At 48.2% G+C, this 16,703-nt stretch carries 15 protein-coding genes; 11 read left to right on the top strand and 4 right to left on the bottom strand.

Going from position 1 to position 16,703, the window contains the following annotated elements; all coding sequences use genetic code 11:
- Positions 1-136 precede the first annotated feature (136 nt).
- The 7 genes from KAI37_RS22195 (at position 137) to KAI37_RS22165 (ending at position 6,306) form a co-directional block, all read left to right on the top strand.
- Complete coding sequence (locus KAI37_RS22195) at positions 137-397, top strand: hypothetical protein (RefSeq protein ID WP_258383011.1); 261 nt, start codon at positions 137-139, stop codon at positions 395-397.
- A 35-nt stretch (positions 398-432) separates the two neighbouring features.
- The gene (locus KAI37_RS22190) at positions 433-927 is read left to right on the top strand and encodes a hypothetical protein (RefSeq protein WP_220031517.1); all 495 of its coding nucleotides are present in this window, start codon (positions 433-435) and stop codon (positions 925-927) included.
- 116 nt (positions 928-1,043) lie between these two features.
- Positions 1,044-1,727 carry a hypothetical protein gene (locus KAI37_RS22185; RefSeq protein ID WP_220030231.1) on the top strand — a complete coding sequence of 228 codons (684 nt, stop codon included), beginning with the start codon at positions 1,044-1,046 and terminating at the stop codon, positions 1,725-1,727.
- 354 nt (positions 1,728-2,081) lie between these two features.
- The gene (locus KAI37_RS22180; RefSeq protein WP_071643077.1) at positions 2,082-3,146 is read left to right on the top strand and encodes a sulfate ABC transporter substrate-binding protein; all 1,065 of its coding nucleotides are present in this window, start codon (positions 2,082-2,084) and stop codon (positions 3,144-3,146) included.
- Positions 3,147-3,224: 78 nt separating this feature from the next.
- A complete protein-coding gene (gene cysT / locus KAI37_RS22175) occupies positions 3,225-4,058 on the top strand; it encodes a sulfate ABC transporter permease subunit CysT (protein ID WP_071643075.1) in 834 nt (277 codons plus the stop codon).
- 79 nt (positions 4,059-4,137) lie between these two features.
- On the top strand, positions 4,138-5,013 hold the full coding sequence (gene cysW / locus KAI37_RS22170) for a sulfate ABC transporter permease subunit CysW (RefSeq protein WP_071643073.1): 876 nt from the start codon (positions 4,138-4,140) through the stop codon (positions 5,011-5,013).
- Between the two features lie 162 nt (positions 5,014-5,175).
- Positions 5,176-6,306 (top strand): aminotransferase class V-fold PLP-dependent enzyme, encoded by a 1,131-nt coding sequence (locus KAI37_RS22165; protein ID WP_220030230.1) that lies wholly within the window; start codon positions 5,176-5,178, stop codon positions 6,304-6,306.
- 84 nt (positions 6,307-6,390) lie between these two features.
- Here the strand turns inward: KAI37_RS22165 and phnE (KAI37_RS22160) are convergent, their stop codons facing one another.
- The 4 genes from phnE (KAI37_RS22160) to KAI37_RS22145 form a co-directional block, all read right to left on the bottom strand.
- Positions 6,391-7,188 carry a phosphonate ABC transporter, permease protein PhnE gene (gene phnE / locus KAI37_RS22160; protein WP_071643069.1) on the bottom strand — a complete coding sequence of 266 codons (798 nt, stop codon included), beginning with the start codon at positions 7,186-7,188 and terminating at the stop codon, positions 6,391-6,393.
- Entirely contained in the window at positions 7,185-8,039 is an 855-nt protein-coding gene (gene phnE / locus KAI37_RS22155; protein WP_071643067.1) for a phosphonate ABC transporter, permease protein PhnE, read from the bottom strand. Before phnE (KAI37_RS22155) ends, phnE (KAI37_RS22160) begins: the two co-directional genes overlap by 4 nt.
- Positions 8,036-8,806: a phosphonate ABC transporter ATP-binding protein gene (gene phnC, locus KAI37_RS22150; protein ID WP_023990372.1), complete on the bottom strand. Its 771-nt coding sequence runs from the start codon at positions 8,804-8,806 to the stop codon at positions 8,036-8,038. Before phnC ends, phnE (KAI37_RS22155) begins: the two co-directional genes overlap by 4 nt.
- Before the next feature lie 133 nt (positions 8,807-8,939).
- On the bottom strand, positions 8,940-9,908 hold the full coding sequence (locus KAI37_RS22145) for a phosphate/phosphite/phosphonate ABC transporter substrate-binding protein (protein ID WP_076294318.1): 969 nt from the start codon (positions 9,906-9,908) through the stop codon (positions 8,940-8,942).
- A gap of 252 nt (positions 9,909-10,160) precedes the next feature.
- Between KAI37_RS22145 and KAI37_RS22140 the strand changes: the two genes are divergently transcribed.
- The 4 genes from KAI37_RS22140 (at position 10,161) to KAI37_RS22125 (ending at position 16,666) form a co-directional block, all read left to right on the top strand.
- Positions 10,161-12,071, top strand: coding sequence for a bifunctional 2',3'-cyclic-nucleotide 2'-phosphodiesterase/3'-nucleotidase (locus tag KAI37_RS22140; protein ID WP_071643063.1), 1,911 nt, complete (start codon positions 10,161-10,163; stop codon positions 12,069-12,071).
- Between the two features lie 246 nt (positions 12,072-12,317).
- Complete coding sequence (locus KAI37_RS22135) at positions 12,318-13,724, top strand: DNA-binding protein (RefSeq protein ID WP_071643061.1); 1,407 nt, start codon at positions 12,318-12,320, stop codon at positions 13,722-13,724.
- Between the two features lie 197 nt (positions 13,725-13,921).
- Entirely contained in the window at positions 13,922-14,731 is an 810-nt protein-coding gene (gene thiD, locus KAI37_RS22130; protein ID WP_013312022.1) for a bifunctional hydroxymethylpyrimidine kinase/phosphomethylpyrimidine kinase, read from the top strand.
- A 237-nt stretch (positions 14,732-14,968) separates the two neighbouring features.
- Entirely contained in the window at positions 14,969-16,666 is a 1,698-nt protein-coding gene (locus KAI37_RS22125) for a M3 family oligoendopeptidase (protein ID WP_104495607.1), read from the top strand.
- Positions 16,667-16,703: the final 37 nt, after the last annotated feature.

The following is a 16,703-nucleotide window of genomic DNA, read 5'->3' as shown; positions in this document are numbered from 1 at the left end:
TACAAAATGTATGATGGAGCGCTTGCGTTTGGGTGTCTTTGATCAAGTTTGAAAAATATGACAGCCGGACTCATAATAGCTATGAGTTCGGCTTTTTTTATTGTAAGAGCGAAGGGCAGCACAGAGGGGGAGAGACATGTTCAGATTATACAGCGATGTCCGGAGAGCAGCCTATGAAGGACTGATTGAATATGCTATGGAACGGGCAGACACGTTTATGCTAGGCCTACATAAATGGGCGACAGAGGATGAGAATGGAGTGATCGACCAGGATATCCTGTTCAAGGAATTACTACAGCAATTGAAACCTTTTTTACTGTCCACACACTCATATGAGGAAATTAGGGGCATGCATTCCATTGCCTACACACAGGAACATTTTGTGCAATCACGGTGACGACTGAAGGAAAGATAAGAAGAGGAGGAAATCAAATGGTGGAGAAATGGGTTTGGATGGGGGTTGCAGGGGCAATTGTGGGTTATGCGACTTTTGCTAGTCTTCCGACGAACACGTATACTACATCATCGGCGAGTGTAACGCACCAGGCAGTACCGCTTAGCAAGCAGAATGAGCAAGGGGGCGTAGCGAAGCGTATCGTACATGACCAAAGAATGCAATTTGGAGGACAAGGACAAACGAGCTTTAGATTTGAAGAGGGGCGCAAGTTATACATCAGTATCAAGAATACAGGTAAGCAACCCGTACAATACAAGCTCAATAGTGCGAATGGATTAGACTTGCAAGGTACAACGAGCGGGTTTTCCAGCCGAACGTTGCAGCCGGGAGAACGCCACGATCTGGTGTTTGTAAAGCCAGAGGGACAGGTTGAAGCTGCAAATGACTCCTTAAAAGAGATGATTTTGAAAGTAAGTACGGATGATGGATCGCAAGGAAACGTTAAAACCTTCGCATATATTACACTGTAAACTCCTTCCAGAAAGGGCACGACATGCGGTCATTAGTCTACTTATGTTACAATAGAACGGTTGAAGACTTAATGAACAGAATAGGTCAGAGCAGAAAGCAGAAAGGATGGCCCGTTGTGCCCAAAAACCATGAATTCGGTAATCAAAAGATGTCACGGAGGCTGTCACTCACAGCCATTTTACTTACACTTACCTTTGTAGCACTTACTGGCTGTGGTCAGGATAAGAATGCTGAAACCATTGATACTGGAAGCAGTACAAGCGTAATCGAGAACGGAGCCGGTGGTAATCGTAGCGGTTCAGCCCAAAGTGACAAAGCAGCGAAAGAGAGCGAGAGTGCAGAAAACAGCGGTACTGATGCACAAAAATCAACTCCTTCGGCTCCAGCTGCTTCATCGGATACATCTTCTTCTCCGGCAGCCTCCAATCCATCGCAAAATCCATTTGAGGTAGCAGGTATTCAAGATCCTAAAGCGTTTTTGAACACGTTCAAAGCGCTGCAGAAGGCAGTTGCCGACAATGACAAGGAAAAAGTGGCCAATTATATTTTGTACCCTCTGCGTGTTAATGATAGTGAAAAGTCGCTAACGATTCCGAATAAGAAAGATTTTATGGCCAAGTATGATCAGATTTTTACGGACGCAATTCGCGAGGCGCTGGTGAATCAAAAGACAGATGATTTGTTTGTTAATTATCAGGGAGTCATGGTGGGATCGGGTGAACTGTGGTTGAGAAGAGCTACGGACAATCCGAAGCTTTTTGGAGTCTTTTCGATTAATCTTGAAACGGTTGCCAACTAAGTCGTACTTCGTGTGTAAATGACCTCTAAACGGTCGGAAACATATATAATGTTTCTGACTGCCCCCCCTTAAAGAAAGAAAAGTCCAGATGATACATACCAAAAAAAGGTTTGACATCACTCCTAAACTCTCGTATTATATCCATATAACTCATTAAACAGGTAGGAATTAAAGAATTAAAGTATGATCTCGCCATTTTGGCGGAGAACCTCTAGGAACAGCAGGCAGACACTGTCCACGTGACAGGTTTGACCTATCAGGGCTGCATCAGGGAATTCTCCGCTCTTTTTTTGATTATGTCTGTCAATAACAGGCGTAAATGAATACAAATTACATAGAATTCGGGGTGTCTTGATGAAGAGGCAATGGAAAAGTGGACTTATTCTCGGACTATCTTTGGTTTTAACGATTATGCTAAGCGCTTGCGGGGCAAGCAAGGGAGGGACGCAGGCGGATGGTAGCTCTGCTGCTGGTTCCAAGGACGTGGAGTTACTCAATGTTTCTTATGATCCGACCCGTGAGCTGTATGAGGCATATAATAAAGCATTTGCCGCCCATTGGGAGAAGGAGAAAGGGCAGAAGGTTACGATCAAGCAATCTCACGGAGGATCTGGCAAGCAAAGTCGTTCTGTGCAGGATGGACTGGATGCGGACGTGGTAACTCTGGCCCTGGGCTATGATATTGATGCGCTACAGGAAAAAGGAATCGTTAAAGAGGGGTGGCAAAGTAAATATGAGCATAACAGCGCCCCGTACACTTCAACCATCGTGTTACTGGTACGCAAAGGGAACCCGAAAGGGATTAAGGACTGGGATGATTTAATCCGTGGCGATGTGCAAGTTATTACACCGAATCCTAAAACTTCGGGTGGAGCACGTTGGAACTATCTTGCAGCCTGGGCCTATGCGCTCAAGAAGAACAATAACGATGAAGCCAAGGCCCAGCAGTTTGTACAGGAGCTGTATAAGCATGTGCCGGTATTGGATAGCGGAGCACGTGGAGCGACAACGACTTTCGTAGAGCGTGGAATTGGCGATGTACTGATTGCATGGGAAAATGAAGCACTGCTCTCTGTAAAGGAGCTGGGTGCGGACAAATTTGATATCGTGTATCCGTCGATCAGTATTTTGGCGGAACCTCCGGTAGCAGTAGTCGATAAGGTGGTAGATAAAAAAGGTACACGCGAGGTGGCGGACGCATACCTGAAATATTTGTACAGTGAAGAAGGGCAGACCATTGCTGCTGAAAATTATTATCGCCCAACACTGGAGAGTGTGACGGCAAAGTTCAAGGATCAATTTCCTAAATTGGAGCTCGTGACCTTGAAGGATGTATTCGGGACATGGAAGGAGACGCAGCAGAAGCATTTCAGCGACAAAGGCATTTTTGACCAGATTTATGTACCCGGCAGTTCATAAAATAGGTGGACTGTGTAGGGATTGGATCGATAGCCGCGAGTGTCATAGTGAATGGATTCAGAGAGGGATGGACAGAACATGAGTCAAGTGCAAGCCACTCGAAAACGTGTACTTCCCGGGTTCGGGTTAACAATGGGTTATAGTGTGCTGTATCTCAGTCTGGTGGTGCTGGTGCCTTTATCGGCACTGCTTCTGAATTCAACTGGACTGACGTGGGAGAAATTTTGGGACGTGGCGACTGATGTCAGGGTGCTGGCTTCCTACAAGGTAAGCTTTTTGTGTGCCGCGGCTGCGGCGCTGATCGACCTGTTTCTCGGTTTATTGATAGCCTGGGTGCTGGTGCGTTATGAGTTTCCGGGGAAACGAATTTTTGATGCGGTGATTGATCTGCCCTTTGCTTTGCCTACTGCGGTAGCAGGGGTTGCTTTGACTGCTCTGTATGCGCAGAATGGCTGGATCGGTTCGTTGTTCGAACCGCTTGGATGGAGGATGGCGTACTCACAGACGGGGATTACGCTAGCATTGATGTTTATTGGCATTCCGTTCGTCGTACGGACAGTGCAGCCGGTGCTGGAGGAGCTAGACAAGGACGAGGAGGAGGTCGCTGCTACGCTGGGAGCTGGCAGATGGCGTATCTTCTGCAGCGTTATTGTGCCGGAGCTGGTGCCACCGCTGCTGACGGGTTTTGCGCTCGCCTTTGCCCGTGGCATTGGCGAGTATGGTTCTGTCGTCTTCATCTCTGGCAATATGCCGATGAAGACGGAAATTGCTCCACTGCTCATAATGTCCAAGCTGGAGCAAAATGACTATGCAGGAGCTACGGCGGTAGCGTTGATGCTGTTGGTGATTTCATTCGTGCTGTTACTCGTGATTAACAGCATTCAGCGCTGGTCACGGCGGCGTACTGCCTAAACTCAACTGTCTAATGTAACTATCTAACATTAACATGCAGGGCTGCGCATGATACCCACGTTCTAAGGAGGGATACACCATGTCACAAGCGATAACTGGGCAGGAGCTTGCTTCTGCACCAGTGCCTTCATCTGCACCGCCCAACAGGGTCACGACCGAGGCCGCTTGGGTGAAGTGGACGCTGATTGGTGCTGCTTTTTTAGCTTTGCTCTGGGTGCTGGTATTGCCGCTAATCGTCGTGCTTACCGAAGCGCTCAAGCAAGGATGGGGCGTATACGTCGAAGCGTTACGGGACCCAGATGCCATGTCTGCATTGCGGTTGACGCTGCTGGTGGCAGCGATAACGGTACCGCTGAATACGGTATTTGGTGTAGCTGCCGCTTGGCTGATCACGAAATTTCAATTTCGCGGCAAAGGCTTGCTAGTCACCTTGATTGATTTACCCTTTGCCATCTCTCCTGTCGTCGGAGGGCTGATGTATGTATTAGTGTTCGGCGCACAGGGCTGGCTTGGACCGTGGTTGGACGAGCATGATATTAAAATTATATTTGCTTTGCCTGGTATTATTTTAGCGACGCTGTTCATCACCTTTCCATTTGTGGCGCGAGAACTCATTCCAATGATGGAAGATCAGGGACAGCAGGAGGAAGAAGCGGCGGTCATGCTGGGCGCGCACGGCTGGCGCATTTTCTGGAAAGTGACGCTGCCGAACATCAAGTGGGGTCTGCTGTATGGCATCATTTTGTGTAATGCGCGAGCCATGGGTGAGTTCGGTGCAGTGTCCGTCGTCTCCGGACATATCCGGGGAGAGACGAATACACTGCCGCTGCATGTAGAAATTTTGTATAACGAATATCAGTTCTCGGCATCTTTTGCGGTGGCCTCGTTGTTATTGTTACTAGCTCTGGCTACTTTGGTGCTTAAAAGCTGGTTTGGACGCAAACGCGTGCATTAATTTATGATTTTGTATATGATCCCTCAGGGCCTCTCTTTGCGTCTATCGTCTGTTAACGGCGAGAAGATGGGAAGAGAGGCCCTTGTTCTAAGGTGGCTTATATGGATAATAAAATGATCATATCAAGGCACGTTGGTGTGCTTAGGAGGAGCGAAGGGAAAAATGAAACATCCGTTTCAGTCCTACCGTCAGCTGTTTCCAGTGCTATCCTCACATATCCATGTAGGGAGCTGTTCCCAGGGGGCCGTATCGAGGCCGGTTTCCGCTGCCATTGAGGAATATCATCGAAGTTTGCTGCAACACGGTCATAACGGAGATCTGTCTATGGCACGTTTGGAGGAGGCCAGAGGGCATTTTGCCAAGCTCATTGGGGCGGAGCCTGACGAAATTGCGGTCCTGTCCTCAGCCTCTGAGGCGATTGCTGGGGTGGCTACAGCCCTTCCTTATGTACCAGGTAAAGAAGGCATTGTGTATGCGGATACCGACTTTCCGACGGTGGGACACATCTGGCACGCACAGGAGATGTTTCGTGATCACATCTGCTGTATCCCCTCCATCGAGGGAGAAGTGATGATAGAGCAGTATGAGGAGCATGTTACGGAGAAAACTGCGCTCGTTATGGTGTCACAAGTGAACTATACCAACGGATTTCAGCAGGATTTAAAATCCATTGCAGATATAGCTCATCGAAATCAGGCGTTGCTGTTTGTGGATGCTTATCAGTCTGCAGGGATCGTTCCAGTGGATGTTAAGGCAATGGGCGTAGATATTTTGGTCGCGGGAGCACGCAAATATATGCTGGGAATTCCGGGCGTGGCTTTTCTTTATGTAAGCAAGGACCGAATAGACCGCTTCAAGCCCCGTCTTACGGGCTGGCTTGGGCAGGAGCCTGCTTCCCGGTTTGATATTGCTCACCCGGTTCCGGCGGCGGGAGCCCGACGCTTTGAGACGGGATTGCCTTCTTTTATTAGCATTTTTGCCGCCAATGCGGCTTTAAAGCTGCTGCTGGAGATTGGAGTCACGAATATTCAGGCCTATATGAGTGAGTTGTTGGATTTTTCCGTTGAATATGGACGGCGCAAAGGGTTACACATACGTGTACCTTACAGGGGAGGCACATTACCAAGCTTGCTCGCTGTTGAAGTAGCCGACGTGTCAGCTGTGGAGAGGAATTTGAGAAGCCAAAATATGATCGTTTCAGCACGAAAGGATGTTATCCGTGTGGCTCCGCATTTTTACAATACGGCTGAGGAAGTCCGACGGGTCATAGATGAATTGGCAGTGAGATGTTGAACGACAAAAGCCTCTTCCGAGTGAATGGGAGCATGACATGTCCCTTTTTACACAGGAGAGGCTTTTTGGCGTTTAGAGTTCTAATTATACGATCCTTTTGCGCAGCCAGCCGGAAATAAGATCCGTCAAAATGATCAGGACCACAATGCCGAGCAAAATAACGCCTACACGGTTCCAGTTGCGCATTTGGAGTGCAAATAGTAGCGGAGTACCGATACCGCCTGCACCGACCAGACCGAGCGTGGTAGCGGAACGGATATTAATTTCAAAACGGTAAAGCGAATACGAAAGAAACTGTGGAATCACCTGCGGTAGCACGGCAAAGAAGATCACCTGCCAACGATTGGCGCCGCACGCGATCAAAGCTTCCTGGGGCCCGTGATCGACGCTTTCGATCGTTTCCGAGAAAAGCTTCGCCAGCATGCCGATGGAGTGAATGCCAAGGGCGAGAACACCCGCAAACGAGCCGGGCCCTACGGCTTTGATAAACAAGATGGCGACGATCATTTCGGGAAATACCCGGATGACACTAAGCACAAATTTCCCGCTACCCGATAAGGTACGCAGACGGGTCATATTGCTGGACGCCCAAAAGGCGAACGGAAGGCAGACAAATGCGGATACGAAGGTTCCGAGCACTGAAATGACCAGCGTATCCAGCAACCCGCGCAGCAAATCCTCTCCCTCAGGGATGTAGACAAACGACCAGTCGGGATGAAGGAAGCCGTCCAATATAGCGACAGAGACACTTCTGGCCGTCCCCTGTAATCCTTCAAACTGCATCCCGCGAAAAGCCCAAATATAAATGATGATTAGCAGAATAGCTATCGCCCATAGGCGCAGGCGGGAGCCAATAGGTCTGCGAAGCGTAGGATCATTCATAATAATTTCCTCCGTAGCAGGTTACTGCCGTAATCAATCGCAAGGACGATGACGAGGGTCAGTAGAATAATGATGCTTGCCCGATCATATCGGAACAGCCCAAGGGAACGGTCAAGCAACAGACCGATACCGCCAGCGCCGACCAGGCCCAGAACGGAAGCCGCGCGCACATTAACCTCAAAGGTATACAGCAAGTACGACACAAAATAAGGAAGAGCCTGCGGAACCACACCAAAGGCGATGACCTGAATGCGGCTCGCGCCAACAGCGGTCATGGCTTCCAGCGGCCCGGGATCAATGGCTTCAATCGCCTCAAAGGTCAGCTTGGCTATGATGCCAAAGGAGAAGAAGAGCAGGGCGAGCATACCTGCAAACGGCCCGATGCCGAACACCGCCACAAAGATCGAGGCAAACAGCAAATCGGGAATCGTCCGTACTAGATTCAGGATCGTGCGCATCGGCAGCGAAATCAGCTTGCGCGGCATCACATTATAGGCACACAGCAACGCGACAGGGATCGCCAATATGGCTCCCAGTGTCGTGCCGACAATGGCGATCTGGATCGTTTCCAGCATCGGTTTCCAGATGGTAGGCAAGTAGCTCCAGTCGGGTGGAAACATTTCGCCCAACAATTTGCCCATCTCCGGCAAGCCGACGATCAACTGGTAAGGTGTGGCATCCGTATGAATGGAGCAGGCTACCAGCACCACAATAAAAATCATCCAGGTGGCATAACGCTTGTAACGTCCTGGCAAAGGTGGCCCTGCGGGCGGCTTACTTGGCTGCGGCGGTCCAGCATGCGGTGACGATTGCGTCGAAGAGAGCGGCTGGGCAGTAGAGTCGGGCTTCATGATCCCACTCCCAGCAGCTCATCATGCTTGATGGCCCGGCCGTAGATCTCCGCAAAGGCCTCATCCGTAGCCTCCTCCGGTGTGCCGTCAAAGACCACTTCTCCGGCGCGCAATCCGATGATCCGCGTTGCATATTCGCGCGCCAGATCAATGAAATGCAGATTGACGATGGTTGTAATCTGCATTTCACGGTTGATGCGCTGGAGGTCATCCATTACCTGGCGGGTGGTCAGCGGATCCAGCGATGCGACAGGCTCGTCCGCCAGAATGATTTTAGCCTCCTGCGCCAGAGCACGGGCGATGGATACGCGCTGCTGTTGGCCACCAGACAGCTCATCTGCCCGGCTGTAGGCTTTTTCGCGGATGTTTACGCGCTCCAGCGCCGTTAGTGCCAGTTCGATATCTTCCTTCGGAAAGAGGCCGAGAATGGTTCGCAGCGTTGAATGATAGCCGACGCGGCCGGAAAGTACATTGCGGAGCACCGTCGAACGCTTAACCAGATTGAAGCTTTGAAAGATCATGCCGATATCACGGCGAATGCGCCGTAGCTCGCTGCTTCCAGCAGACGTGACAGACCTGCCACCCACGACAATGTCGCCGGACGTAATGTCATGCAGTCGGTTAATGGAACGCAGCAGGGTAGACTTACCTGCGCCGGATAAGCCGACAATGACGACCATTTCTCCCTCCTGAATCGTCAAATTAATATTGTTCAACCCTTTGGTGCCATTCGGGTATGTTTTCGATACGTTACGGAATTCGATCATATGCTCCCAACTTTCTCCCCCGATGGGGTGGAATGAAAACAACACCGCCATGAATACATGGACGGTGCTGCCCTGTCATTCGTAAAGCCTGTTTCGTAGCTGTTACTTCATTAAAGTACCTTGTTTGTTCCGATTACTTAACCGCTTGACCAACGGCTTCGGCGTATTCACGCACGGAGTCGAAGTTTTTATCGTCGCCCTTTTCATAACCTACATGGGTGTAAATCTCTTTAATGATTTCGCCGCCTGCAGGATCTTTAGCGATGTCAATAAAGGCTTGGCTGATCTTGTCTCTCCACGCTTGATCCATATCAGAACGTACGCTGACGGTGTCATTTGGAATTTTAGCTGTGTAATGAATGACGCGAGTTTTTTCAAATACATCCGGGATTTCCTTCTTCACCGTGTTACGTGCATCCTGGAAAACAGCTACCGCATCAACTTGACCGTTCAGCAATGCCAGAATAGCAGCATCGTGGCCTTTGATTGTCACACCCTGCACGTCCGTGTCCGGGTCCACGCCAGCTTTTTTCAGCTCTGCTGCAGGGTACACGTAGCCTGCGGAGGAGGTTACATTTTGCCAGCCAACCTTCTTGCCTTTCAGATCAGCTAGACTTTGAATCGGAGAATCCTTTTTCACCACGATCATTGCTTTATAAAAGTTTACTTTTTCAGTCGTGTCCTTGCCTGTAGCATCTTCAATTCCGTAGCGTTGAGCTTGCAACAGCAGGTCGGCTGCTTTACGGTTATCGTGGGCCAGTACATAAGCATTCGGCGGAAGAAATCCTACATCTACCTGTTTGGAAGACATGGCTTCTACAATTGTATTGTAGTCAGGAGATACCGTTACTTTCACCGGGATTCCAAGCTTGTCACCCAGCAGCTTTTCGAGCGGTTTGGCTTTGGCTTCGAGCGTATCTGCATTTTGAGAAGGGACGAACTGTACCTTTAACTCCTTAGGAACATAGGCTGTGCTTTCGCTTTTTGTACCATCTGTACCTGGAGTGGACGCGCTGTTGTTATTGCTTGCATTGGAGCCACAAGCGGCTAGACCCGCTGCCAGTGTGAAGGTCATGCACAAGGTCAGTGCTTTTTTGAACAAAATAATTTCCCCCTAAACATAGTGATAACGATAATAAAAAACCTGTAAATGCTGTGACAAACCAAATCTTAACAGCTAGTCCCGCAGCTAGGGTAAAAATTACTCCTGACTTTGGTAAAAATGATGTAAAATTTATCGTATGCTAGAAACTGCATTCTAGATTTATACAAATTGCTTTTTTTAACATTCTCTTAACAGTGCTCTGTTAGACTTGTTCAAGCTCTATGACCGAAGCTGAGGGAGAGAACAAGATTGGATATTTTGGATATTAACGAAAAGGCAGACCAGGGAAATGTAAGCCTTGTGAAAGTGAAATTCCGCATTATGGTTACAACCGATTTGCATGTCAGCTTGTGGAATTACGATTATTATACGGATCAGGAGACGCTGCATTATGGTCTGGCGCAAACAGCCAGCTTGATTCAAATAGCCCGGGCGGAGGTACCCAATCATCTGCTGCTGGATAACGGAGATGTGATTCAGGGGAATCCAATGGGAGATTATGCTGTACAGCGAATCCAACAGGACCCAAGCGCGGTGCATCCCGCCTATAAAGCCATGAATCTGCTTGGGTATGAGGCAGGCAATATCGGGAATCATGAATTTAACTACGGACTGGAATACTTGCAGACTTGCCTTCGAGGAGCGCAATTTCCTTATGTGAATGCCAACATTTATATAGCGGGAGAACAAGAACGAAATTACTTTAAACCTTATCTATTGCTGGATAAGACGGTAGAGGATGAAGCAGGTGGTAAGCATCTGTTGAAGGTGGGGGTCATCGGCTTTGTCCCTCCGCAAATTATGCAATGGGACAAGGCGTGGCTGGAGGGGAAAATCATCGTCAAAGATATGCTGGAAACGGCAAGACGGTTTATTCCAGAAATGAAGGCGGCGGGAGCCGATCTCATCATTGCTATGCCCCATGCAGGCTTTGAGGATATTCCCGAAACGCTTGATATGGAAAATGCGGTGCTGCATCTGAGCAGGGTGGAAGGGATCGATGCCATTGTGTTTGGTCATGCACATAAAGTATTTCCCGGACCTTCGTTTATGGGGAAAACAGGTGTTGATGTTGAGCGAGGTACCATCTACGATATCCCAGCAGTGGAGCCGGGCTTTTGGGGGGATCATCTGGGTATCATTGATCTGGAGATGACCTTTAGTGGAGGGAAGTGGCAAGTGGCTGCATCTGCTGCCGAGGTACGCCCGGTGTATGATCCGATACACAAGGAGGCGCTGGTACAACCGGATACTGCCATTCAGCTGGCGGTAGCAGAAGAACACGCCGGAACACTGGAGTATATTCGTGCACCTGTAGGTCAGACGACGGTGGCGGTGAACAGCTTTTTTGCTCAGGTGATGGATGATGCTTCGGTTCAGCTCGTGAATGATGCGCAAATGTGGTATGTGAAGCAGCAGATGCAAGGGAGCGAGTACGAAGGATTGCCCGTTCTGTCGGCAGCAGCTCCTTTTAAAACAGGCGGCAGATATGGCCCATCGTACTATACCCATATTCCGGCGGGGACGTTTGCGATCAAGCATATCGCCGATCTGTACAATTTTCCGAATACGCTGCATGTCGTTCGACTGACCGGAACGGAAATTCGGGAATGGCTGGAGTGGTCTGCTGGACAATTCCAGCAAATCGATCCTTCAGCAGAACAAGAGCAAGAGCTGATTAATTCTGATTTTCCAAGCTTTAATTTCGATATCATCGACGGCATCAGGTATCAGATTGATGTAACACAGCCAGCCAGATATGATGCTGACGGGGGCCTAAAGGACCCAGATGCACACAGAATCATTCAGATGGCTTTTGATGGCGAACCGATGGATATGCAGCGAAATTATCTGGTTGTTACGAATAACTATCGCGCGTTTTCCTCTACGCTAGTCAATCCGGGTGGAGAGCGAATTATACTTGCTTCACCGGATGAGAACCGTCATGTGCTGACTGAATACGTGCGGCATATGAAGACGTTGACGCCAAAAGCTGATGGCCATTGGTCCCTCGCCCCATGGTCAGGGTGTCCGCATGTGACCTTCCTGACCTCACCGCAAGCAACGGATGCCGCTAATGCCTATTCAGAGTTGATTTATGAAGGGTTAACGGTAGAGGGATACGCTAAGTTTGCCATCGATTTCGGACGTTCACGGTAGAACTGCTAACTTGTTTTTGTCCTATAAGTCCACAGCATCAAAATAATAGAAAAAGACTGTCCCACAGAGGACGGTCTTTTTTCATAAAACAGTTTTAAAATCGTACAAAATTCGTGATTTTATATGTCCTGAGTCGTGTTTAAAGTTATTGACCTCTCGTATAAATAGACATATACTTTGATTAAACAAATTTTGGTTTAAAAGGTAATGAAAAAGTCACCATCATTCGTTTGAGGGGGTGTCCCTTTGGAAAAAAACACCACGATCCGCGCAAAAATAGAAAAGTATATTCAAAGTGAAGGCATTTCAATGCAATGTTTCGCAGATGCTTCCAAGGTAAATCCGGGTACACTTAGCGGTATACTTAATCGAAATCCACCACGGCCTATCTCAGTCAATCAGCTTGATCTGATTACCGAAGCCATGGGATTGGAAGAAGGATCTTTGTTCGAGATGTATGTGGATGAATGTTTTATTCATTCCTTACCACACTGGAGGAGGTTGCGTCCTTTTCTCCTACGGTGCTCAGAGTTGAACAAGCTGGAGTGTATACGCAGTGTACTTGGCTATTTGATGGACGATTTATCGAACGTTCCTGCTATTTTTGAGACCGCAGAAGCGATGTTTGAGGATGGCAGACATGAAGCTTCCATGCTTCTGTATGATTGTGTCATCGAGAGTGAGAAGTATACCCACTCTGAACGATTGGCGATCAGCTATTTCCGTATATTCCAGATCCAGATTAAGGATAACACACGGAACTTGAAAGCTGCTGTACAATTCCATTTGTACCGTAGTCGTCTACCGGAAATTTACGCACTGGAAGGCTTACATATGCTATCTCAAGTGTTTGCTTTAAAAATGCAATGGTCCGAGATGGAAATGTATGCGGACGAGCTAAGAGAGCTGGCGCAGGCATTGTATCGCAATCGGAACCGTTTTGGAGATGAGCACCTGGAGCTGCTTAAGCCGCTCGTTTATTACTATGCTCAGGGGCATCTGCTCAAGGCCAGCTGCTATGAGTTTCAGGGCAGATATGAGGAATCCAAGCAATGGATTGAGGGTTATGCAGATTTGAGCTGGTTTGAGGGTTTAGACGAAGAAGGCTGGAAAGTGGTCAACCTACATCGTGTATATGCACGGGGTAACCGACTTTGTATTGAAATTAAAATGGGCAACACTTCTGCAATCTATGAATACATTACTTACCTGCGTGAGCATCCGGATGAGACACTGGAAGGCTTAAACACCTTGCTCGAATCGGCGAACCGGTTCGGTTATTTCGTGGATGCCGAACTGGGACTGTTTGGTCAGCAACTCAAGAGCTTCTGGGAGCTTGCACCGGAACGATGGGACACTCATTATCGTAAGCATTTTAATGCATTTCGCTTTGCATCCTTTTGTAAGGTGTTTGCAGAATATTATTTCCGAAAAGGCGATTACCCCGAGGGAGTGGGACAAACACTGCATTGCTTGCAACTGTCTGTCGATAATAGCTATACCGAACATATCATTGGTTGTATGGCTTTATTTGAGCAGCACCGGAATTTTGCTACACCGGAACAGCAGCAGTTGTATCAGAGTCTGTGCTTGGGCGTACGTGCAAATGAAAAGAATCATGCCTATGATCACAGTACTGGTGGGTATTTATAATTCTAAATTCCATTCGAATTCTTCATATAACACGTTATTGCGAGGATGTTCCCGTTTCAAAAGGGGATGTTCTCGTTTTTAAGCTGATGCTGTCGCTTGTGACTTTTAGCATAGAGAGGACCGTTTTGCGCGTTGACAAGTTTCGTAAGCGGGATTAGGATAAATGCAGCACAGAAAGTGAAGGAGAGCATGAACAAATGACGATTCCCAAAACATTAACGATAGCCGGCTCCGACACAAGCGGTGGAGCGGGTATTCAGGCAGACCTGAAAACCTTTCAGGAGCTTGGTGTATATGGTATGACCGTATTGACAACCGTAGTAGCGATGGGTCCTAAAACCTGGGACCATCTTGTATATCCTGTTGCGTTGGATGTGGTAGAAGCGCAGCTGCGTACTGTATTGGAAGGTATCGGTTTTGATGCGATGAAAACCGGTATGCTTGGTTCCGTTGAAATTATCGAGCTGGTAGCCAGCCATTTGAAAAAGCATGATCTGAAGCGGATCGTAATTGACCCGGTCATGGTCTGCAAAGGCACGGATGAAGTGCTCCAGCCAGAAAATACAGAGGCGATGCTGGAATTATTGATTCCTGGCGCTGACCTGGTAACACCGAACTTGTTCGAGGCTTCGCAACTGGCGAAGAATGGACCGATCACGACACTGGAGCAGATGCAGGAAGCAGCTGCGATTATTCATGAGCGTGGGGCTAAGCATGTACTGATCAAGGACCGTGGCAAAATTCGCGCAGGTAAAGCGATGGATCTGCTATATGACGGAATCACTTTTGACTGGTTTGAAGCCGATGTTGTAAAAACAAACTTTACCCACGGTGCAGGCTGCACCACTTCGGCAGCGGTAACGGCTGGTTTGGCTCAAGGTCTGACTGTACGTGAAGCAGTGGATCAGGCCAAGAGATTCATTACACAGGCCATTGAAGGTAGCTTCAAGCTGAATGAATTCGTCGGTCCGACTTTGCATGCGGCACATCGTTTGCAAAATCAATAAAGCATAAATGTCTGCGATCTTAGAAAGACTTATAAATCTCCATCAGGCTGAATATATATTAGATTGTTTTAGACCATGACTTTTTTGATATATAGAGTTAGATGAGGCTCAAGAGCCGTAATACATGGTATTGCGGCTCTTGAGGTTGTATTTTTTTGGAATTATAGCTTCCAGTTTGGTCTAATCGTACTGTATAATAGGCATCAGATTTATTACATTTAAGGAGGAACCGAAGCAATGACCTTATTCAGCCAAATGGCTTACAGCCGACCAGAGCAACTTGTAATTGAACAGCGGTTTAAAACGCTGTTGCAGCAGTTTCGTGAAGCGGACAGCGTAGAACGTCAAAATGAAGTGATTCATGCGATTAACAAGCTGCGCAGTAACGTGGAAACGCAATTGCAATTGGTGGAAGTTCGGCACTCCATTAATACGGAGGACGCCTTTTACAAAGCGGAGCAAGAGTACGCTGATGATTTCATGCCGGTTATTCAGGAGTATGTAACCGATTACTACCGGGCATTGGTGGATTCTCCATTCCGAACCGAGTTGGAGAGTCAATGGGGCAGCCAGCTTTTCAGTATTGCCGAGGTAGCACTCAAGTCGTTCCATCCGGATATTATTGAGGATTTGCAGCAGGAAAATAAGCTGACCTCGGAATATGCTCAATTGATTGCTTCAGCGAAGATCCCGTTCGAGGGAGAAGAACGCACATTGTCGCAGCTCCTGCCTTTTGAAATGGCTACCAACCGGGAGACGCGCAAACAGGCCTCCGAGGCTAAATATCAATTTATGAGTGAGCATGAGGACGAGCTGGACCGGATCTATGATGAACTGGTGAAGGTACGCACGCGCATGGCACACAAGCTGGGCTATGACAACTTCGTAGAATTGGGCTATGCTCGCTTGGGACGTACAGATTACAATGCCAAAATGGTAGCCAATTTCCGCGAGCAGGTGCTGAAGCACATCGTTCCTCTGGCAACCAAGCTGAAGGAACGCCAGCGCGAACGGATCGGAGTAGATCAGCTTCGCTATTATGACGAGGGCTTCAACTTCCTGTCAGGCAATCCTACGCCTAAAGGTGACCCGGAGTGGATCATTCGCAATGGAGCACGTATGTATGAGGAACTTTCAGCGGAAACACATGAATTTTTCAGCTTTATGATTGAACGTGGATTGATGGATTTGATCAGCAAAAAGGGCAAGCAAAGCGGAGGCTATTGTACATTTTTGAGCGAATATGGCACGCCGTTTATTTTCTCCAATTTCAATGGTACATCCGGAGATATCGACGTATTGACGCATGAAGCAGGTCATGCCTTCCAGGTCTATGAAAGCCGACATTTTGAAATTCCTGAGTACCATTGGCCAACCATGGAGGCGGCTGAGATCCACTCTATGAGTATGGAGTTTTTCGCATGGCCTTGGATGAATCTGTTCTTCGAGGAAGATACGGATAAATATCACTTTGAACATCTATCCTCATCGTTGCTGTTCGTGCCTTACGGCGTAGCCGTGGACGAATTCCAGCATGCCGTATACGAACATCCAGACTGGACCCCCGCCGAACGTAAAAGCGCATGGCGCTCCATTGAACGTAAGTATAAACCGCATCTGGATTATGAAGGCAACGAGTATCTGGAGCAGGGCGGGTTTTGGCACAAACAGGGTCATATTTTTCAATCCCCGTTCTACTATATTGACTATACACTCGCGCAACTGTGTGCGTTCCAATTCTGGAAACGCATGAGTATCGACCGGACAGCTGCGTGGGAAGATTATTTGAAGCTATGCCGTGCCGGGGGAAGTCGATCTTTTACCGGATTGGTTGAGTTGGCTGGACTAATCTCGCCGTTCCAAGATGGCTGTATCGCCTCTGTAATCGGAGAAATCGAAGCATGGCTGAACAGTGTGGATGATAAAAAGCTGTAAGCATAACTAAAAAGGGCATTTCGCTTACCTGTCAAAG

It is taken from the genome of Paenibacillus sp. S25 (genome assembly GCF_019454085.1).
Classification (GTDB): domain Bacteria; phylum Bacillota; class Bacilli; order Paenibacillales; family Paenibacillaceae; genus Paenibacillus; species Paenibacillus polymyxa_B.
The sequence above is the reverse complement of the archived record's forward strand: the minus strand, read 5'-3'. Positions and strand labels throughout refer to the sequence as shown.